The sequence below is a fragment of the Yoonia sp. SDW83-1 genome (genome assembly GCF_046762885.1).
In the GTDB taxonomy this organism is placed as follows: Bacteria; Pseudomonadota; Alphaproteobacteria; order Rhodobacterales; family Rhodobacteraceae; genus Yoonia.
In genome coordinates, this window is record NZ_JBKQXO010000003.1 from 300,936 (window position 1) to 319,698 (window position 18,763).

The following is an 18,763-nucleotide window of genomic DNA, read 5'->3' on the forward strand; positions in this document are numbered from 1 at the left end:
GCTTACCACCATGATGTTGATCCGTTTTCCGTCAGATGGTTGCGGACAAAGGCAGGCAGCGGCCAGGCATCATAGTCCATGTCGCGCTGCGAAATCGGCCCGAATTTGCGGGCATGGTCGTAAAGCTCCCGGTGCAGGGTGACCTCCATGCCGGAAAGGGCCGTATCAACCTTTGTCTGGGTCTCGGAGATGCTGCTTTCCAACTTCTCTCCGTCAGTCTTCTCGCGCAGGAACCCCGGCAATGGCAGTGCCGACCAGACCATCTTGCCCGCCGACATCGCAACGAGCAGGACGATATTGGCGACAAACCCGCTTACCGCACCACCCAACAGGTCCTTGCCAAGGCTCCAGCTGAACCAGCCGTTTTTCTTGCCACCCCCGGCGGCAAGGGCAGCGCGGGCCGCATCGAACTCTTGGGCAAAGCTTTCGCGGAACTGGCGCGCAAATGCCGCGCGGCCGAAATCATGTCGCCCCGCCCACACCTTCAGCTTGGGACGCACGAACATGCCCGTGCGGGACCGTTCCACGAACTGCTCGAAATCGAAGATGAAAAAATAGTCCTCGGCGTCGGCGCTGTTGTGGATCACATAGACCGGGATATCGACGATCTTGCCAAGCGTCGGCATCTTCACCTGCGGCAGTTGATCCCACAGCCGCTCCCTGATGCCGCGCCCTATCATATGAATACATCCTTAACAGCCGGCCCCTTGGGGTCCGACGCTTTGCCGACGCAAATCCGACGCAACGCCGACAGCCCTTTTCGCCCCGAAACCATCACATCCGGAACACGCCGAAACGTGTCTCCTCGATCGGGGCGTTCAGGGCGGCGGACAGCGACAGTGCCAGCACCTCGCGCGATTTACGCGGGTCGATCACCCCGTCATCCCACAGCCGGGCGGACGCATAAAGCGGGTGCGACTGTTCGGCAAACATATCAATCGTGGGCTGCTTGAACGCCGCTTCTTCCTCGGCCGACCATTCCCCGCCGCCACGCTCAATCGCGTCGCGTTTGACCGTCGCCAGCACGCCCGCGGCCTGTTCGCCGCCCATGACGCTGATCCGGGACGTCGGCCAGGACCACATGAACTCCGGACTATAAGCCCTTCCAGACATGCCATAATTCCCGGCACCAAACGACCCGCCGACAACCATCGTGATCTTGGGCACCTTCGTTGTCGCCACCGCCGTCACCATCTTGGCCCCGTGCCGCGCGATCCCTTCATTCTCGTATTTCTGCCCCACCATGAACCCGGTGATATTCTGGAGGAAAACCAACGGGATACGACGCTGACTGCACAGCTCCACAAAATGCGCACCCTTCTGGGCACTCTCGGAAAACAGCACGCCGTTATTGGCAACAATCCCGCAAGGCCAGCCATCGATATAGGCAAAGCCACAGACCAACGTCTCACCAAACCGGGCCTTGAATTCATCAAAGCGCGAACCATCCACGACCCTGCGGATCACCTCGCGAATATCATAGGGCGTACGCAGGTCAGCAGGCACAACATCGAACAAAGTATCTGGGTCAAGGGCCGGAGGTTCAGGCGTCAACCGCTTGATATTCAACACCTTCTGCCGGGAACATGATGCAACCGCCTGCCGGGCCAGCGCCAGCGCATGGGCATCATCCTCGGCCAGATAATCGGCCACACCCGACAGGCGTGTATGCACATCACCACCGCCCAGATCCTCGGCCGACACAACCTCGCCCGTTGCCGCCTTGACCAGCGGCGGCCCCGCCAGAAAGATCGTGCCCTGTTCCTTGACGATAATCGACACGTCGGCCATCGCGGGCACATATGCACCGCCCGCGGTACAAGACCCCATCACCACAGCAATCTGGGGGATTCCCTTCGCCGACATCTGCGCCTGATTATAGAAAATCCGGCCAAAGTGATCGCGGTCCGGAAACACCTCATCCTGATTGGGCAGGTTCGCCCCCCCGCTATCGACCAGATAGACGCAAGGCAGATGGCAGGCCTCCGCAATCTCCTGCGCGCGCAGATGCTTCTTGACGGTCATCGGATAATAGGTGCCACCTTTCACCGTGGCATCGTTGCAAACGACCATGACCTCAACGCCATTCACCCGGCCCACCCCGGCAATCACACCGGCACAGGGGGCGGCGCCATCATACATGCCATGGGCGGCGGTCGCGCCCACCTCCAGAAACGGCGAACCGGGGTCGAGCAAGCCCGCCACCCTGTCACGCGGCAGCATCTTGCCACGGCTGACATGGCGCGCGCGGGATTTCTCGCCCCCGCCCGCTGCGGCAAGGGCGGCGGCCTTCTGCACTTCCGCCAAGGCGGACAGATGCTGATCTCGGGCAGACTGGATATTCATTTCGTTCAAAGTCCACGCTCCAGAAAAATGGTTTGTTCAGCCGTCGTCCGCATGAGGCATTCGGCAAATGCTGGTGATCGGCCGGTTCCCTCACCCCACGCCGCGAATACAGCGTCACAGCGCGCATCACGATAGCCGATCCAGGCCCGCTGCAGCCTGAGCAACGCGTCGGCCAGCGCCGGGTCACTCTCCCGCGCCGCGCTCATTTGTTCTTGGTAGATAGCGTTCAGCCGTGCGTCCCAGAAAACGCCTTCTTCACTGTAGCAAATGGATTCAACATACGATCCGCCCCCATCATCCATGCACGATCTGGCGGATGCCCCGATGCAATCCTGTCTCTCGCCGATCACGACAGCTTCCTGCAAGCAGCTTTCCGTCGCTAGATCGCTATATGATGGACCTTCAGCCGCCACCGGCCCGGCCATAAGAAGAAAGAACAGCACATGTTTCATCCCCGATACTCCGGGTTCTCAAAATCAAACCGTGTGCCCGCCTTCCAGGCCTCGCGGTCATTGCCCTGATTGGGGATACCGCCTTCCAACATCTTGGCCAGATGCATCAGGTTCCATGTCATGATGGTCGTGTTGCGCTGGGTGAACGCATTGTCGAAACCAACCCGTTTGCCATCCACCTCGTCACCATAAGACGGCCCTGGCCCGGCCTCGCCGATCCAGCCGCAATCAGCCTGCGGCGGGATGGTATAGCCTAGATGCGACAGGGCATAGCCGATGGTCATCGCCGCGTGTTTGATCCCGTCTTCATTGCCGGTGATCACGCAACCGCCCACCTTGCCATAATAGACGGACTGACCCTTGTCGTTCAGCACCCCGGACATGCCATAAAGCCGCTCGATCAGCACCCGGCAGACGCTGCTTTCCTCGCCAAGCCAAAGCGGGGTGCCAACGACCAGTATGTTCGCTGCCTTGACCTTCTCCCACAGTTCGGACCAGTCGTCGCGGTCCCAGCCATGTTCCGTCATATCGGGGTAGATACCGGGTGGGATGTCGTGGGACAGCATATGCACATGCTCCACCTGCACCCCATTCTTTGCCATGATATTCGCACTGGCATTGAGCAGCAGCTTGGTATGGCTCTCTTCCGGTTTCTTCTTCAGCGACGTGTTGATGAACAACGCCTTCAGGCTTGAAAAATCACTCATGTGGCAGGCTCCTCCGTCCGCGCAAATGGGATGGACTCACCACGCGGGCCGACCAGATAGGTCGTGATAATTCCATTCGGATGGGTACAGTTGATCACAATGTGGACCGCCTCATCAGGATGGATCGTCGCTGCGCAATCAGTCGGCTGCGCCCCCTCACCAGCGTTGGCGACATAAGCGGCGGCATAACGATTGATGATCTCGGTCTCGGTCGGCGATTGACCGGCGCGTAGGCCAAGATAGGCCGCAAAGACAACCAGCGCGCCCAGCGGCAGAAAAATCATGGCGCGAGTCATTCGCCGAACTCACACGCTGGACCATAGTGCGGCTGCAAGCGACTGCTGCAGTGGGCCCGCAAACGAAACTCAAGGTCCAACGCAAATCTTGCGGTCTGTGTATTCAGGCAAGACCATTCAACAATATCACCTTCCCGACCTCGGGACGGCCCGGTGTCGTATTGGCTTGTTTCATAACTGCACCGGATATCAACATAAGCCCGCCATGCCGCGACCATTGCATCCAATTCCGGGACTGTGCGGTTCAGAAATTGACGCTGATCTTGCGACAAAGACGCACCCGATAAACCGTCAATGACGCGGTCCATCCGCCAGCCCCAGTAACGGCGCTCAAGCCCGATACATCCCAAATAAGTTGGACGATCATATATGCCGTCAACCGATGCGTCCTGATTCCTTAGACAGCCGTCAACGCCGATGCCGATACATTGATTGCGCGCGTTTTCGGCGAATGTCTCTAACCGCCCTGACCCGACCTTTGTCACGCAATCCGAAAGCGCCTGAGCATCCACGGAAAGCCGATCCCGCGCAAACTCCGACGGCGCATCCAACGCGCCCGCTGTCAGCGACTGACCAGCCACCATAAAAAGGGCGGCAATCCACCTCACCCCATCGCCCCCACCAATTCGCGCCCGACCAGCATCCGGCGGATTTCGGACGTCCCGGCCCCGATTTCCATCAGCTTGGCGTCGCGAAAGATGCGCGCGACGGGGGCATCGTTCAGGAACCCGGCACCGCCCATCGCCTGGACAGCCTGATGGGCCTGCTTCATCGCTTCCTCGCTGGCATAAAGGCAGCAGGCCGCCGCATCCTGCCGCGTCACTGTCCCCCGGTCACAGGCGCGCGCGACCTCATAAACATAGGCGCGAGCGGAATTCATCGCCGTATACATATCGGCGATCTTGCCTTGCATCAGCTGGAAGTTTCCGATCGGTTCACCGAACTGTTTGCGGCTGGAAATATACGGCATCACCTCATCCAGACAGGCGGCCATGATGCCCAGACCAATACCCGCCAGCACCACACGCTCATAGTCCAGACCAGACATCAGCACGCGCACGCCCTTGCCCTCTTCGCCCAGAACATTCTCGAACGGCACCTGCACATCGTCAAAGACCAGTTCAGCCGTATTCGACCCGCGCATGCCCAGCTTGTCGAAATGAGGGGACGTGCTGAAGCCCGTCATCTCTTTTTCGATCAGAAACGCAGTGATCCCCTTGGACCCCGCATCAGGGTCGGTCTTGGCATAGACAACCAGCGTATCGGCGTCCGGCCCGTTGGTGATCCAGTATTTATTGCCGTTCAGGCGGTAATGATCGTTGCGCTTTTCGGCCCGCAAGGACATCGACACCACGTCGGACCCGGCGCCCGCCTCTGACATGGCGAGGGCACCCACATGCTGACCAGAAATCAACCGGGGCAGGTACTTTGCCTTTTGTTCATCATTCCCGTTCAACTTGATCTGGTTGACGCAAAGATTGGAATGAGCGCCATAGGATAATGAGACAGAGGCGCTGGCGCGCGCGATTTCTTCGATGGCGACTGTATGCGCGAGGTAAGACATGCCTGCCCCGCCATACTCTTCATCCACCGTGACACCCAACAAACCCAGTTCGCCCATCTCGGACCACAGCTCTGGCGGAAAGGCGTTGGAGCGGTCGATGTCAGCAGCCATCGGCTTGACCCGCTCCTGCGCCCAGGCATGCACCATATCGCGCAGGGCGTTCACATCCTCGCCCAGATCAAAGGTCATTGAGGCGTGAAACATCGGCTCGCTCCAGTTTTAATTGAACGCTTGTTCATTTATAGATGGATTTTTTCCACCCTGTCGAGTCATTTATGCCGACGCTTTCATCGCGAGGGAACGGAAACCTCACTGCTGCGTTATCGCGTTATGAAGCAGTTTATCCTCTCCGCCATCATCGCCCTCCTTCCTGCCGCCGGAATCGCTGATAAGGTGGGCCGCGTCGGTGTTGACTGGGTCGGCAACGACATCATCATTGAAGCCATCAACGACCCTGATGTCGAAGGTGTCACCTGCCACATCGCCTATTTTGAACGGTCCCTTTTTGATCGGATATCCAATGGCAACTGGTTCGAAGACCCGTCAAACGCATCCATCGACTGCCGCCAGACCGGACCGATCCGGATCGGCAATATCGACCGCAGCCGCAATGGCGAAAACGTGTTCCGCGAACGGCAGTCGATCATCCTGAAATCTCTGCGCGTGAAACGGATTTTTGACGAGGAAAACAACGTTCTGATCTATCTGGCCCATGCAAGTGAATTGACCCAAGGGTCGGCCAAGATGTCGATTTCCACAATCCCGCTTTACACACCGGGCGGCTGATCATTCAGCCGCAGCCAGGCCCTGATAGACCGCGCCCACCTCTGCGCGGATGATGCGGGCAATCAATGCACAATCGTCCAGCGTAAAGGTCAGCGGCAGCCGCATATCGACAATCCCCGCCAGCACCCGGTCAGACGCGGGCATCGGCTCTGACGGGGCATAGCGCCAGCTGTCATAGCGTGATGTGAAACCGCTGGGTTCAGCCCCGCCAAACCACTTCAACTCAACGCCGCGCGCCTTGCAGCGCCCGATCACATCGGCCACGCTGTCCGCCGACCAATCCAGCAGCAAAAACTGGAAAGACGACGCCACAAACTGTTCCTTCGCGGGCCGATCAATCAACCGCAGCCCCGGCACATCGCGCAACCCATCCTCGACCGCCCGGTAACGCGCGTTCCACGCCGCACACTGATCCTTCAACCGGCGCAATTGCGGGCGCAGGATGGCCGCCCGCAGATTATCCATCCGGCCCGAGATATTAGGCGTCTCATACTTGATTTGCGCAAACACCTCCGGCGGCGGGGCAGCGCGGTGTTTGTCGAACAGCATGTAACTGCCCGACAGCATGATCGCTCGCGCCATGCTTTCGGCATCGTCAGTGACTAGAAAACCGCCCTCGCCCGAATTCATATGCTTATAGGTCTGGGTGGAATAACAACCAAACCGCCCCCAGCGGCCACTGGGCACATTATCCCAGGCCGCCCCCATCGTATGTGCGCAATCCTCGATCACCATCACACCTGCGGCATCGCAAAGCGCCATCAGCCGCTCCATATCGCAGATATGGCCGCGCATGTGGCTCAGCAGCAGAACCTTGGCCTGATCCAGCTTGACCGCCAGATCATCCAGATCAATCACCAGATCCTCGGTCACACCCACGAACACCGGCACCCCACCCACGGCCGCAATCGCGCCGGGCACCGGGGCCAGCGTAAAGGCATTGGTCAGCACCCTGTCGCCATGTTTGACACCGGCGGCACGCAACGCGGTCGTCATGGCATACCCGCCAGACGCGACGGCAAGGCAATACTTCGCCCCAACCTCTGCTGCAAATTCCTCTTCCAACAGCGCCGCCTCTGCGATCTCGGCACCGGCCGTATTATACCGGTGCAATCGCCCATGCTGCATCACAGCGAGGGCCGCCGCGATCCCATCCTCGGGAATCGGTTCCTGCTGGGTGAAACTGCCTTTGAAAACCTCTGTCATACCGCGATTGTGTGGGGCTGATGCCTCCACGTCAATGGGACTATGACAGCGGTTTGATTTCGCCAAAATATCCGTTCAGCGAAGCTGCTGTCAGCCGATCAGGCGCGCCACCACGTCATGCAGTTCGCCATAGCTGTCGATGGTCGCGTCCGACTCCAGCGCCAGCACATCCTCGCGGCCCGGACCAAACGTCACCAGCACCGACGGAACCCCCGCATTGCGGGACGTATCACGATCCGTCGCCGTGTCCCCAACCAGCAGCGACCGGCGCGGATCACCCCCGGCGCGGCGCACCGCCTCGAAATGATGCTCCGGATCCGGCTTGCGGACCGGCAAGGTATCGGCCCCGATCAGCGAGGCGAAATCGGTGCGCACCCCAAGGCTGCGCAGCAGCATCTCGGCCAGCCCTTCGGGTTTGTTGGTAGCAATGCCCACAGCATATCCGTCACGCTTCAGCAGGGCGACAGCCTCCATCGCACCGGGATACAGCGTGGTATGCGTGTCGATATCGTCAGCATAAGCAGCCAGCAGGATAGGATACTGGCGATCCACCTCGTCCGCGCCAAAACCATCGACCCGCGAAAACCCCAGGTTCAGCATCGCCCGTCCGCCACGCAACGCCGTCGCGGCATCGCGTACCGGATCCAGCAGATCCCCCAGACCAAGCCCCCGAAAACAGGTATTGGCCGCCGCAATCAGATCGCCGCTGGTATCGGCCAAAGTGCCATCAAGATCGAAAATCACCGTACGCATGCCTGTCCCCTCATGGCTCCCCCTTTCTGTAACGATGCGTAAACTGATGTGAACCCCCAACTCTTGTGATAATCAAAAAGCCCGGTAGAAGCGGGTCAACAAAAGCATAAGGCGCAGTAATGGCAGTGGCATTGATTATTCTGGGTGCGGGCATGGGAACACGGATGAATTCCGACATGCCCAAGGTGCTGCACCCCATCGCAGGCGCGCCGATGCTGGTCCATGCGATGGCCTCTGGCGCAGCGCTCGATCCGGACCGGACTGTCGTGGTTGCAGGCCATGGCGCGGCAGCCGTGGAAAAGGCCGCCAAATCCTATGATCCAGACACCATCGTGACCGTGCAGACCGAACAGCTGGGCACTGCCCACGCGGTGGCGCAGGCCCGCGATGCGCTGGCGGATTTCCATGGCGATGCCATCGTTCTGTATGGCGACACCCCCTTTATCCAACCCGAAACGCTGGCCGCAATGACGGCAGCACGGCTGACCCACGATATCGTCGTTCTGGGGTTCGACGCCGACGAGCCGGGCCGCTACGGGCGGCTGATCCTGCAGGCCGATCAGCTTGACCGGATCGTCGAATTCAGGGACGCGACAGATGATGAACGCGCCGTAACCCTTTGCAACAGCGGCGTAATTGCGGCCAATGCGGCAACCCTCTTCGATCTGATTGATGCAGTCGGCAACAACAATGCGGCTGGCGAATACTACCTCACCGACATCATCGGCATCGCCCGCGCCCGCGGCCTGACCGCCACTGTCGTGCGCTGCGCCGAGGCTGAGACGATGGGCATCAACTCCCGCGCTGAACTGGCCATCGCCGAAGCCACGTTTCAGGGCCGCGCGCGCAAGGCCGCGATGGGTGACGGCGTCACCCTCACCGCCCCTGACACAGTGCATTTCGCCTATGATACAGTGGTCGGGCGCGACACGATCATCGAACCCAACGTGGTCTTCGGCCCGGGCGTCACCATCGAATCCGGCGCCACGATCCGGGCATTCTCTCATCTCGAAGGCTGCCATGTGTCGCGCGGCGCGGTGGTCGGCCCTTATGCCCGTCTGCGCCCCGGCGCCGAACTGGCCGAAGACGTCAAGGTCGGCAATTTCGTGGAAATCAAGAACGCGCAGATCGCCGAAGGGGCCAAGGTCAACCACCTGTCCTATATCGGCGACGCGGATGTCGGCGCGCGCAGCAATATCGGCGCGGGGACCATCACCTGCAACTATGACGGCGTGTTCAAACACAAGACGATCATCGGCGCGGATACCTTCATCGGGTCCAACACCATGCTGGTGGCACCCGTCACCGTGGGTGACGCCGCCATGACCGGCAGCGGATCGGTCATCACCCGCGACGTACCCCCCGGCGATCTGGCCGTGGCACGGGCGCGGCAGGACAACAAGGCGGGCTTTGCCACACGCCTGTTCGACAAACTACGAGCCAAGAAAGCAAAAGGATCCTGATATGTGCGGTATTGTTGGCGTTCTGGGTAATCACGAAGCCGCCCCCATTCTGGTCGAGGCGCTGAAACGGCTCGAATATCGTGGCTATGACAGCGCCGGGATCGCAACAATCAACAACCTCCGGCTCGACCGGCGGCGGGCGGTCGGCAAACTGGTCAACCTCAGCGATTTGCTCGTGCATGACCCCCTGCCCGGCAAGGCCGGGATCGGCCACACTCGCTGGGCGACCCATGGCGCGCCCAATGTGGGCAACGCCCACCCTCACCGGGCGGGCGGCGTGGCCGTCGTCCATAACGGGATCATCGAAAATTTCCGCGAACTCCGCGCGTTTCTGGCCGAAAAGGGGATCGGTTTTGAGACCGACACCGACACCGAAACCGTCGCCCTGCTGGCGCAGTATTACATCGATCAGGGGCTCGGCCCGCGCGATGCGGCGGCGCAAACCATAGCGCGGCTCGAAGGGGCCTATGCGCTCTGCTTTCTCTTCGACGGCGAAGACGACCTGCTGATCGCCGCCCGTAAAGGCTCCCCCCTCGCCATCGGCCATGGCGACGGTGAAATGTTCGTGGGCTCCGACGCCATCGCCCTGGCCCCCATGACCGACCGGATCACCTATCTGGAGGAAGGCGACTGGGCTGTCGTTACCCGCACCTCTGTCGAAATCCGCGACCGCGAAGGCAACATCGCCAACCGCGCGCTCAAGGTGATCCAGATCGACACCGCCCAAGTCGACAAGGCGGGTTACAAACATTTCATGGCCAAGGAAATCGCCGAACAGCCGACTGTGCTGCAAGGCGCGCTGGCGCATTACATCAACGCGGACGGCACCGCCGTCACCCTGCCCGACCCCGGCCTCGATTTCGCGAAAATCGAACGGTTGACAATGGTCGCCTGCGGCACCGCGTTCTACGCCTGCCTTGTTGCGAAATACTGGTTCGAACAGATCGCCGGCATTCCGGTCGAGGTCGATGTCGCGTCGGAATTCCGCTATCGCGAACCGCCGGTGACCAAGGGCACAGTCGCGCTGTTCGTCAGCCAATCCGGTGAAACCGCCGACACGCTCGCCGCCCTGCGCTATATGGATGGCAAGGCCGACAAGATCGTATCGGTCGTTAATGTCCCCGAAAGCTCCATCGCGCGCGAAAGCGACCTGCCCTTGCCGATCCTCGCAGGGACCGAAATCGGTGTTGCCTCGACCAAGGCCTTCACCTGCCAGCTGACCACGCTGGCCATTCTGGTCCTGCACGCGGCACATGTGCGCGGCCGGATCAGCGATGCAGAACTCGCCGATAAACTCTCCGCCCTGCGCGCGATGCCCGGCATTCTGAACCTCGCCTTGGGGATTGAAGAGAAAACCAGCAGCGTCTCGCGCAAACTGGCCGAAGCACGCGACATCCTGTTCCTGGGGCGCGGCGCGATGTACCCGCTTGCTCTCGAAGGGGCGCTAAAACTCAAGGAAATCAGCTATATACACGCCGAAGCTTACGCATCCGGCGAACTCAAACACGGGCCCATCGCGCTGGTCGACAAACACGTCCCCGTCATCGTCATGGCCCCCCGCGACGCGCTCTTCGACAAGACAGTGTCAAACATGCAAGAGGTCATGGCACGCGGCGGCAAGGTCCTCCTCATCACCGACCGGCAAGGCGCGAAAGAAGCTGGCGACGGCGTCTGGGACACCATCCTGATGCCCGAAATCGACCCCTTCCTCGCCCCGATCCTCTACGCGATCCCAGCCCAGCTACTGGCCTATCATACGGCCATCGCCAAGGGCACGGATGTGGATCAACCCCGCAACCTCGCCAAATCGGTGACGGTCGAGTGACGCCAAAACAGGCCACCGCCCTGCTCCGCGCCGCGGGCGACCCGGCGAAAGCGGCCGAAATGCATCGCTACCACAAGGTCGACCGCCCTTATCTGGGCGTCGCCAATCCGCAGATCGACGCCTTCGTCAAGGAATGGCGGGCGGCAACCGACCTCGACACGCGGCTGGCGTTGGCGCACGGGCTCTGGAAAGGCAACACCCATGAAGGGCGCATCGCTGCGGCCAAACTGCTGACGCAAGCCCGCATTCGTCCGGATGATCAGGGCGCATGGGGCCTGATCACCTCTTGGGTGCCCGATTTCGACGCATGGGCCATCGCTGATCACGCCAGCATCGCCGGACAGAAACGGCTAGTCGCCGATCCCTCACGGCTCGACACGGTCGAGACTTGGACAACATCAGACCACATGTGGACCCGGCGGGCCGCCCTCGTCATGACGCTCCCCTGGACCAAACAGAACCACCCCAAACCGGATGAACTCGCCACCCGCGACCGCATCCTCGGCTGGGCGGCCTCCTATGTGACCGACCACGATTGGTTCATCCAGAAAGCCATCGCCTGGTGGCTACGCGAACTCTCAAAACACGACCCGGCACGGGTCCGGGCGTTTTTGGAAAAGTATGCAGATGCAATGAAACCCTTCGCGGCGAAAGAGGCGGGACGGAAGCTCCCGTAAGATGGGTCTTGACCCATCCTACCGTGCAAAAACCGCAATCTCCGGCAGCCCCGTCAGCGGCGCATCCAGCAACCGCATGGCCGCCAGACTGATCTGGCTCCCCGACCCGGCAGCACCGCCAGACGGGCGCAACTCGATATTGATCGACTTGCCCTGATATTCCACGCGGCCCTCGGTCAGCGTCGTAACCAACGGTGTCTTCAGCCAAATCCCCGGCTCGGTCGGTGGGCCCAGTGACGCGATCGTCGTGCCCAAACTCTGCTCGGCGCTTGATACCTCCACCGCCGTGGCCTCGGCCCGGTCCTCGTCTGTCGTGGTGTCAAACTGTTCCACCGTTGTGGCATTGGTTGGCGGTGGCGGTGGCGGCGTAGGGTCCAGCGTCGGGGCCGGAACTGCAGCAACCGTCGGATCGGTGGCCGTATTGCCAAACAGACCTTGCATGGATGGCGACGCGCAACCGGCAAGCGCAAAAAGCGGAAGGATCAAAAGGGCGTTTTTCATAAACCAGACGTTATGTGCGACCGCTCTGTCATTCAATAGCAGGCTTGCCGCTTGCGCAGCCGCGCGCCCATCCTTAACGTGGCCGCATGACTGCCCCATTGATTGATCCCTTCGCCCGCGCCATCGAATATCTGCGCGTCTCGGTCACCGACCGCTGCGATTTCCGCTGCGTCTATTGCATGTCCGAAAACATGACGTTCCTGCCGAAAAAGGAACTGCTGACGCTGGAAGAGCTGGACAGAATGTGTTCCGCATTCATCCGGCTTGGGGTGAAAAAGCTGCGGATCACCGGGGGTGAACCGCTGGTGCGGCGCGATATCATGACATTCTTCCGCGCCATGTCGCGGCATCTGGACAGCGGCGCGTTGCGCGAACTGACGCTCACCACCAATGGCAGCCAGCTCGAAAAATTCGCCGATGATCTTTTTGCGGCAGGCGTCCGCCGCATCAACGTCTCGCTTGATACATTGAACGAGGCGAAATTCGCCCAGATCACCCGCTGGGGCCGCCTGCCCCAGGTCTTGCGGGGGATCGACGCGGCACAAAAGGCCGGGCTGCGGGTCAAGATCAACACCGTCGCCTTGCAAGGCTTCAATGAAGACGAACTGTTCGACCTGACCGACTGGTGCGCCTCACGCGACATCGACCTCACCTTTATCGAGGTCATGCCAATGGGCGATCTCGGCAACGAGGATCGGCTGGGCCAATACTGGTCCCTCAAGGACCTGCGCGCGCGCCTTGAAACCCGGTCCCCCCTCACCGATCTGCCGGAAAACACCGGCGGCCCGGCCCGCTATGTGCGCATGGACAGCACCGGGCAGAAAGTCGGCTTCATCACCCCGCTGTCCCATAATTTCTGCGAAAGCTGCAACCGCGTGCGGATCACCTGCACCGGCGAAATCTACACCTGTCTGGGTCAGGAAGGTCATTCCGACCTGCGCGACCCACTACGCGCGTCAGAGGCCGACGCCGAACTCGAAACCGCCATCCGGGCCGCCATCGCGCTCAAACCCAAAGGCCACGATTTCGACTACTCCCGCCAGCAGGTCGACGGGCAAGTCAGCAGGCATATGTCGCACACAGGCGGCTAACCCCGCAAAGCCTACTGCGACGGGATAGGCAAAACATAAGCAGATCCGGCCCGAGAGCCCTGACGATCATCCATGCTGATCGCAATTGCCAGTTGATCAGATGCAAGGGCAGTCGATACGTCATAAGGCGACCCCTCCGCCGCTTGATTGATGAGGGTATGACGATCGACAAGTTCGCCGGTGTCGAGTGCGAAGATCAGCACCTCAGCCTTGAAAGGGCCGCTACCCTGCCCGCCACCGAAAAAAGCGCTAACAACGGCATGATCACGGCTCAAGCTGATCCCTTCTCCAAAGCAGATAAAACCCTCTGCCTCCTCAGGATGAACAAAAACCCGACGCTGCTCGCCCGTCTGGACATCAAACAGATAGGCCGCACCACCAGGATAGTTATCATCACCGCAGGCGCCAATCAGGAGGTTCTCACCCGCTAGCGCGATTTCTTCCCCGAAATTGTCATAGCCGGCTGGTGTCGGGTTGGGGATCGTCCGCAACAGATCACCCGACGTGGTATCAAAGACAAAGACAGCACCAACCTGTCCGTCCAAACGGGCAGAGATGACAGCCAGACCATCCGCGACAGCAACCGCATCGCCAAAACCTGCATCGCTTGAGTCATCGGGCATCTCAAAAGTTTGCAGATGTGCTCCGCTTTCAACATCAAACAAAAACGCCTGACCTGCCGCGCCGGATTTTGGCGCGCCAATTAATGCGTATCTTTCCGAAAGCGCGACGGCATTGCCGAAATTGGTCGATCCATCATCCACCGGGTTGGTGAACTTGTGCAGCCTTTCACCAGTCGCATTGTCGAAAACATACGCCGCCCCGGCAAAGCTTTCGAATACGCCAGCCGGATCATCGCCATAACCACCAACAAGGCTCAACCCATTGGCGGCAGCGACCGAAAAACCGATCAACCCGATCGGACCCGGTGCTTCACCTTCGAGGACGTGAACCAAATCACCGGTTGCACCATCGAACAGATAGGCAAGGCCCGCCTCAACGCCTTCTTCATCACGCGCAAGCGGGGCACCAACAAGAACCTGATCGCCTGCAATGGCCACAGACCGGCCAAATTCACCACCACCGCGTTCATCAAAGAACGGGTTGTCGATCATCAGCATTTCGTCGGATTGACCCAGCACCGGGCCACTCAATATCAGGCAAGCTGCGCTCGCCAAAACCGTCAATCGACATAGCGACATCATGTATACTTCTCTTTAAGACATAAAAATGCAGGGACGTATCTGCCCTAGTTCGCCGCAGGCATCCGCTGCTCCACAATCTCGGCCCACCAGGAACATCCCGCCGGGATTGCTTCGTCGTTGAAATCATATTCCGGGTGATGCACAGATGCGGTGTCGCCGTTGCCCACAAGAATGTAAGCCCCCGGACGTTCTTCCAGCATAAAGGCGAAATCCTCACCGCCCATGACCAGCGGGGCATATTCGCAATCGCCAGACACCGACTTTGCGACATCGGCGGCAAAGGCCGTCTGGTCCTCATGGTTCACCATGCAAGGATAGCCGCGATAATAGGTCACCTCTGCAGTCGCGCCGAAACTGGCAGCAACCCCGGTGCAAATGGCCTTCAGACGATCCTCCGCCAGATCGCGCATCTCTGGTGACATGGTACGCACTGTGCCTTTCATATCGACCCGTTGGGCAATCACGTTGAACGCCTTTGAGGACGATTCAATCGACGTGACCGACACCACGATCTGATCCACAGGGTCAGCATTGCGGCTGGCAATGGATTGCAGCGCAGTGATCACATGGGCCGCAACTAGGGTCGAATCTACCGTCTCATGCGGCTTGGCGGCATGGCCCCCCTTGCCCTCAATCGTGATGTCAAACTGATCGGTGGCCGCAAAGAATGCGCCGGGACGAATGGCAAATGTACCTGCGGGACGACCCGGCCAGTTATGCATGCCGTATACTTCCTGAATGCCGAAACGCTCCATCATGCCGTCATCGCACATTTCCTTGCCGCCGCCGCCGCCCTCTTCGGCCGGCTGAAAGATCACGACAACCTTGCCATCAAAATTGCGGGTCTCGGCCAGATATTTCGCAGCCCCCAACAACATCGCGGTATGCCCGTCATGGCCGCAGGCATGCATAGCGCCATCCACCTTGGATTTGTAATCCAGACCCGTCTGTTCGTGGATCGGCAGGGCATCCATATCGGCGCGTAGGCCAATCACCTTGCCCGAACTGTCCGACTTGCCATTGATCACACCCACAACACCGGTCCGGCCGATCCCGGTGACAATCTCATCACATCCGAACTCCTTCAACTTGTCCGCCACAATGGCCGAGGTGCGGTGCGTCTCGAACAGGATCTCGGGATTTTCATGCAGGTCACGTCGCCATGCGGTGATTTCGGGCAGCAGTTCAGCAAAGCGGTTTTTGACGGGCATGGCATCCTCTGGGGTTTGATCGGTCTAAGCCCAACATAGACCAGTTTGCGCGCGTTGCTAGAGGCTGGGACCAGACACCAGCCGACTACCATCCGAAAATCGCGACAACCGAAACCGGGTCAGGTCGTGGCCCGGGTCCTGCCCGGTTGCCAGCCGGGCCGCGATGCGCCCCATCGCGGGCCCGATGCCAAAGCCATGCCCGCTCATCCCCGTGCAGATCGTCAGGCCCGGCAAGGCGTCACAGCGATCCACCACAGGAACCACATCAGGCATGATATCAATCATCCCCGCCCAGGCGGTCCTGATCGTCGTCGGTCCCAGATCGGGAAAAGTGGCGCTGAACCAACGCGCCAGTTCCGCAACCTTGGCCGCGCGCGGGGTCGGGTTTAGGATGCGCATCCGCTCAAACGGGCTGACGGCGTCGCCAGACCATCGTCGTGGCGTCCCCCACGCATCGGGATAGCCTTGCGGCGCGGCAGGCAGAATGCGGGTGCCCAACGGATCCCTGATCAGTTGCGGAACGAACCTGCGAAACGCGCGCAGGGCATCGGGGCCCACAAACAATTCATGATAATCCGCCGCCGCCAGTGTATAGCCGCCATCGCTGCGGCGTCGCCAGGCCAGCCTGCGGTCCACAGCACCGCCTGCATAGATGTCGGGCATCGGTTCGGTCTGCGCCACCGTCGCCCGGACCGAAAGCTGTGGAATGCTGACACCATGACGGAGCAGCAACAGCGATGACCATGCCCCACCTGCCAGCACCACAGCCCCGGCCTTGATCCGGCCCTTTTCGGTGATCACACCTGTGACCCGCCCGGCCTCGATATCCAGCAGACGGACGGCGCAATCCTCAACAATCACGGCCCCTGCCCGTTCCGCTGCCCTGGCGCAGGCGGGGACGGCTACCCAAGGTTCGGCGCGCATATCGGTGGGTGTATATAACGCACCGGCCCAGCGCGACATGGCGGCGGGCATCATCGCAGCGACCTCGGACGCCGACACAATCCGACTGCTCAGCTGATAAGCCGCGGCATCGTCAAGCCACCGCTGATACCCGGCCAGCTCGTCCTGGCTGTTCGCCAGATACAGCGTGCCGGTCTGCTTCAGCCCTATATCACCAGCATCCTTGGCAATCGCGGGCCACATCCGCAGCGCCTCAAGCACAATGGGCAATTCAGCCAGATCGCGGCCTTGCGCGCGAATCCACCCCCAATTGCGCGACGATTGTTCGCCCGCGATCCGGCCCTTTTCCAGCAGCACCACGCGGCTGCCTGAACGGGCCAGTTCCCACGCGGTCATCACACCGATGATACCGCCGCCAATCACAACAACATCGGTCGACGCAGGCAGATCAGGCGCAAATGCCGCCGGTTGCCCGGCATGGATCGGAAACATCACTCTGCCAGCATGTCCACCAGTCTGCCAATAAACGCCTCACCCTGCCGGAACTGATCGACGGTGATGAATTCATTGGGCTGATGCGCCTGCGCAATATCACCGGGGCCGCAGATCACCGCAGAATAGCCGCGTTCCTGAAACTGCCCGGCCTCGGTGCCGTAACTGACGACATGGCTGGCATTGTCACCGGTCAGGCGGCGGATCATGGCCTCGGCCTTGCCATCCTCTTCGGGGCGCAGACCGGGGACGCTGAAATACTGTTCTGCGGCAATCCCCGCCTCTGGCCGAACGGCTTTCATCTCGGTTTCGATCTCGGCCACTTTTTCCATGAAACGGGCCTGCCATGCGCCAATATCCTCACCAGGTACGATGCGGAAATCGAAACCGAAATAGCAATCCTTGGCGGTGATGTTGTGGGCGGTGCCGCCGCTGATCGTGCCAATGTGCAACGTCGTATAAGGGGGCACAAAATCCGCAGCCAGATCAGACGGGGTCTTGGCTGCGTTTTCGGCATTCACCTCATTGGCCCAGTTGATCAGCTTGGCGGCCATCATGATCGCGCTGACACCCTGCGGGGCCAGCGACGAATGCACCTCGAAGCCGCGAAAATGCATCTTGTAGCCGATGCCGCCCTTATGGCCGGTCACCACCTTCATCATCGATGGCTCACCCACCAGCACGGTATCGGCGCGGGGCAAGCCGTGGCTGACCATGTGGTCAATCATCGGGGGCGCACCGACGCAACCGACTTCTTCGTCATAACTCAGCGCGATTTGCAGCGGGCGCTTGATGCCACGTTCAAGGGCCAGCGGCACCGCCGACAGGGCCAGCGCATCAAAACCTTTCATGTCACAAGTGCCGCGCCCGTACAGTTTGCCCTGACGTTCGGTCACCGTGAACGGGTCCGTATCCCAGGCCTGCCCATCGACGGGAACCACATCGGTATGGCCCGAAAGAACAACACCGCCATCCACCTCCGGCCCGATATGGGCATAAAGGGCAGCCTTCGTGCCATCCTCATTCGGAACCCGGGTCGATGCGACGCCAAAGCCGGACAAATAATCCTCAACAAAATCAATCAGATCAAGATTGCTGTCACGACTGACGGTCGGAAACCCCACCAGACGATCCATCAGGTCTCGGGCAGTCAGCGTCATCATGTTCCCTTTCGTGCTATAATTGCAGCCAAACGCCACATGCGGTTGCGTAACAGTCCCGCATCGACAGTCTTGCGGCTAACCGCACCGATCGTAAACAGGAATCGGGTTGCGGGTTCCGAAAT

General features: G+C 60.3%; 19 protein-coding genes. 5 read left to right on the forward strand and 14 right to left on the reverse strand.

The genetic code is table 11. The features are described 5' to 3' along the window. Positions 1 to 2: 2 nt before the first annotated feature. The 7 genes from ACFWW4_RS05735 to ACFWW4_RS05765 all read right to left on the reverse strand — a co-directional run bounded on the left by ACFWW4_RS05735 (position 3) and on the right by ACFWW4_RS05765 (position 5,569). A complete protein-coding gene (locus tag ACFWW4_RS05735) occupies positions 3 to 680 on the reverse strand; it encodes a hypothetical protein (protein ID WP_411889967.1) in 678 nt (225 codons plus the stop codon). A 94-nt stretch (positions 681 to 774) separates the two neighbouring features. Beyond that, positions 775 to 2,346: a carboxyl transferase domain-containing protein gene (locus tag ACFWW4_RS05740; protein WP_411890006.1), complete on the reverse strand. Its 1,572-nt coding sequence runs from the start codon at positions 2,344 to 2,346 to the stop codon at positions 775 to 777. A gap of 5 nt (positions 2,347 to 2,351) precedes the next feature. Further along, positions 2,352 to 2,798, reverse strand: coding sequence for a lysozyme inhibitor LprI family protein (locus ACFWW4_RS05745; RefSeq protein ID WP_411889968.1), 447 nt, complete (start codon positions 2,796 to 2,798; stop codon positions 2,352 to 2,354). Beyond that, complete coding sequence (locus ACFWW4_RS05750; RefSeq protein ID WP_411889969.1) at positions 2,795 to 3,505, reverse strand: flavodoxin family protein; 711 nt, start codon at positions 3,503 to 3,505, stop codon at positions 2,795 to 2,797. The genes ACFWW4_RS05745 and ACFWW4_RS05750 overlap by 4 nt, the downstream gene beginning before the upstream one ends. Then, positions 3,502 to 3,789 carry a hypothetical protein gene (locus ACFWW4_RS05755; protein ID WP_411889970.1) on the reverse strand — a complete coding sequence of 96 codons (288 nt, stop codon included), beginning with the start codon at positions 3,787 to 3,789 and terminating at the stop codon, positions 3,502 to 3,504. The genes ACFWW4_RS05750 and ACFWW4_RS05755 overlap by 4 nt, the downstream gene beginning before the upstream one ends. Positions 3,790 to 3,797: 8 nt before the next feature. Next, a complete protein-coding gene (locus ACFWW4_RS05760) occupies positions 3,798 to 4,385 on the reverse strand; it encodes a lysozyme inhibitor LprI family protein (RefSeq protein WP_411890007.1) in 588 nt (195 codons plus the stop codon). A 20-nt stretch (positions 4,386 to 4,405) separates the two neighbouring features. Further along, positions 4,406 to 5,569: an isovaleryl-CoA dehydrogenase gene (locus ACFWW4_RS05765; protein ID WP_411889971.1), complete on the reverse strand. Its 1,164-nt coding sequence runs from the start codon at positions 5,567 to 5,569 to the stop codon at positions 4,406 to 4,408. A gap of 126 nt (positions 5,570 to 5,695) precedes the next feature. On the opposite strand from ACFWW4_RS05765, the gene ACFWW4_RS05770 reads away from it, so the two are divergent. Further along, entirely contained in the window at positions 5,696 to 6,151 is a 456-nt protein-coding gene (locus tag ACFWW4_RS05770) for a CreA family protein (RefSeq protein ID WP_411889972.1), read from the forward strand. Here ACFWW4_RS05770 and ACFWW4_RS05775 read toward each other — a convergent pair whose 3' ends face one another. Both ACFWW4_RS05775 and ACFWW4_RS05780 read right to left on the reverse strand, forming a co-directional pair. Further along, positions 6,152 to 7,357, reverse strand: coding sequence for a DegT/DnrJ/EryC1/StrS family aminotransferase (locus tag ACFWW4_RS05775; protein WP_411889973.1), 1,206 nt, complete (start codon positions 7,355 to 7,357; stop codon positions 6,152 to 6,154). It lies immediately after the preceding gene. Between the two features lie 90 nt (positions 7,358 to 7,447). Then, positions 7,448 to 8,110 (reverse strand): HAD-IA family hydrolase, encoded by a 663-nt coding sequence (locus ACFWW4_RS05780; RefSeq protein ID WP_411889974.1) that lies wholly within the window; start codon positions 8,108 to 8,110, stop codon positions 7,448 to 7,450. A gap of 119 nt (positions 8,111 to 8,229) precedes the next feature. Between ACFWW4_RS05780 and glmU the strand changes: the two genes are divergently transcribed. The 3 genes from glmU to ACFWW4_RS05795 are packed head-to-tail and all read left to right on the forward strand — an operon-like array spanning position 8,230 to position 12,075. Continuing rightward, positions 8,230 to 9,573, forward strand: coding sequence for a bifunctional UDP-N-acetylglucosamine diphosphorylase/glucosamine-1-phosphate N-acetyltransferase GlmU (glmU, locus tag ACFWW4_RS05785; RefSeq protein ID WP_411889975.1), 1,344 nt, complete (start codon positions 8,230 to 8,232; stop codon positions 9,571 to 9,573). Between the two features lies 1 nt (position 9,574). After that, positions 9,575 to 11,398, forward strand: a complete 1,824-nt coding sequence (glmS, locus tag ACFWW4_RS05790; RefSeq protein WP_411889976.1) for a glutamine--fructose-6-phosphate transaminase (isomerizing) — start codon at positions 9,575 to 9,577, stop codon at positions 11,396 to 11,398. Continuing rightward, a complete protein-coding gene (locus ACFWW4_RS05795) occupies positions 11,395 to 12,075 on the forward strand; it encodes a DNA alkylation repair protein (protein WP_411889977.1) in 681 nt (226 codons plus the stop codon). Before glmS ends, ACFWW4_RS05795 begins: the two co-directional genes overlap by 4 nt. An 18-nt stretch (positions 12,076 to 12,093) precedes the next feature. On the opposite strand, the gene ACFWW4_RS05800 is transcribed toward ACFWW4_RS05795, so the two are convergent. Then, complete coding sequence (locus ACFWW4_RS05800) at positions 12,094 to 12,576, reverse strand: D-galactarate dehydratase (RefSeq protein WP_411889978.1); 483 nt, start codon at positions 12,574 to 12,576, stop codon at positions 12,094 to 12,096. Between the two features lie 86 nt (positions 12,577 to 12,662). Between ACFWW4_RS05800 and moaA the strand changes: the two genes are divergently transcribed. After that, positions 12,663 to 13,667, forward strand: coding sequence for a GTP 3',8-cyclase MoaA (gene moaA / locus ACFWW4_RS05805; protein ID WP_411889979.1), 1,005 nt, complete (start codon positions 12,663 to 12,665; stop codon positions 13,665 to 13,667). An 11-nt stretch (positions 13,668 to 13,678) separates the two neighbouring features. Here the strand turns inward: moaA and ACFWW4_RS05810 are convergent, their stop codons facing one another. Genes ACFWW4_RS05810 through argE form a run of 4 tightly spaced genes read right to left on the reverse strand, consistent with a single transcriptional unit; the run spans position 13,679 to position 18,641 of the window. Beyond that, positions 13,679 to 14,872, reverse strand: coding sequence for a hypothetical protein (locus ACFWW4_RS05810; RefSeq protein ID WP_411889980.1), 1,194 nt, complete (start codon positions 14,870 to 14,872; stop codon positions 13,679 to 13,681). Positions 14,873 to 14,916: 44 nt separating this feature from the next. Continuing rightward, on the reverse strand, positions 14,917 to 16,083 hold the full coding sequence (locus tag ACFWW4_RS05815; protein WP_411889981.1) for a M20 aminoacylase family protein: 1,167 nt from the start codon (positions 16,081 to 16,083) through the stop codon (positions 14,917 to 14,919). Between the two features lie 57 nt (positions 16,084 to 16,140). Next, positions 16,141 to 17,478 carry an NAD(P)/FAD-dependent oxidoreductase gene (locus ACFWW4_RS05820; protein ID WP_411890008.1) on the reverse strand — a complete coding sequence of 446 codons (1,338 nt, stop codon included), beginning with the start codon at positions 17,476 to 17,478 and terminating at the stop codon, positions 16,141 to 16,143. Further along, a complete protein-coding gene (argE, locus tag ACFWW4_RS05825) occupies positions 17,478 to 18,641 on the reverse strand; it encodes an acetylornithine deacetylase (RefSeq protein WP_411889982.1) in 1,164 nt (387 codons plus the stop codon). Before argE ends, ACFWW4_RS05820 begins: the two co-directional genes overlap by 1 nt. Between the last annotated feature and the right edge of the window lie 122 nt (positions 18,642 to 18,763).

Bases quoted from the DNA above. Each gene is read 5' to 3' on its own strand.
- ACFWW4_RS05735 (WP_411889967.1), bottom strand. From the start codon at position 680: ATGATAGGGCGCGGCATCAGGGAGCGGCTGTGGGATCAACTGCCGCAG.
- ACFWW4_RS05740 (WP_411890006.1), bottom strand. From the start codon at position 2,346: ATGAATATCCAGTCTGCCCGAGATCAGCATCTGTCCGCCTTGGCGGAA.
- ACFWW4_RS05760 (WP_411890007.1), bottom strand. From the start codon at position 4,385: ATGGTGGCTGGTCAGTCGCTGACAGCGGGCGCGTTGGATGCGCCGTCG.
- ACFWW4_RS05820 (WP_411890008.1), bottom strand. From the start codon at position 17,478: ATGTTTCCGATCCATGCCGGGCAACCGGCGGCATTTGCGCCTGATCTG.
- ACFWW4_RS05810 (WP_411889980.1), bottom strand. From the start codon at position 14,872: ATGATGTCGCTATGTCGATTGACGGTTTTGGCGAGCGCAGCTTGCCTG.
- argE (WP_411889982.1), bottom strand. From the start codon at position 18,641: ATGATGACGCTGACTGCCCGAGACCTGATGGATCGTCTGGTGGGGTTT.
- ACFWW4_RS05745 (WP_411889968.1), bottom strand. From the start codon at position 2,798: ATGAAACATGTGCTGTTCTTTCTTCTTATGGCCGGGCCGGTGGCGGCT.
- ACFWW4_RS05750 (WP_411889969.1), bottom strand. From the start codon at position 3,505: ATGAGTGATTTTTCAAGCCTGAAGGCGTTGTTCATCAACACGTCGCTG.
- ACFWW4_RS05755 (WP_411889970.1), bottom strand. From the start codon at position 3,789: ATGATTTTTCTGCCGCTGGGCGCGCTGGTTGTCTTTGCGGCCTATCTT.
- ACFWW4_RS05765 (WP_411889971.1), bottom strand. From the start codon at position 5,569: ATGTTTCACGCCTCAATGACCTTTGATCTGGGCGAGGATGTGAACGCC.
- ACFWW4_RS05815 (WP_411889981.1), bottom strand. From the start codon at position 16,083: ATGCCCGTCAAAAACCGCTTTGCTGAACTGCTGCCCGAAATCACCGCA.
- ACFWW4_RS05780 (WP_411889974.1), bottom strand. From the start codon at position 8,110: ATGCGTACGGTGATTTTCGATCTTGATGGCACTTTGGCCGATACCAGC.
- ACFWW4_RS05770 (WP_411889972.1), top strand. From the start codon at position 5,696: ATGAAGCAGTTTATCCTCTCCGCCATCATCGCCCTCCTTCCTGCCGCC.
- glmS (WP_411889976.1), top strand. From the start codon at position 9,575: ATGTGCGGTATTGTTGGCGTTCTGGGTAATCACGAAGCCGCCCCCATT.
- ACFWW4_RS05800 (WP_411889978.1), bottom strand. From the start codon at position 12,576: ATGAAAAACGCCCTTTTGATCCTTCCGCTTTTTGCGCTTGCCGGTTGC.
- moaA (WP_411889979.1), top strand. From the start codon at position 12,663: ATGACTGCCCCATTGATTGATCCCTTCGCCCGCGCCATCGAATATCTG.
- ACFWW4_RS05775 (WP_411889973.1), bottom strand. From the start codon at position 7,357: ATGACAGAGGTTTTCAAAGGCAGTTTCACCCAGCAGGAACCGATTCCC.
- glmU (WP_411889975.1), top strand. From the start codon at position 8,230: ATGGCAGTGGCATTGATTATTCTGGGTGCGGGCATGGGAACACGGATG.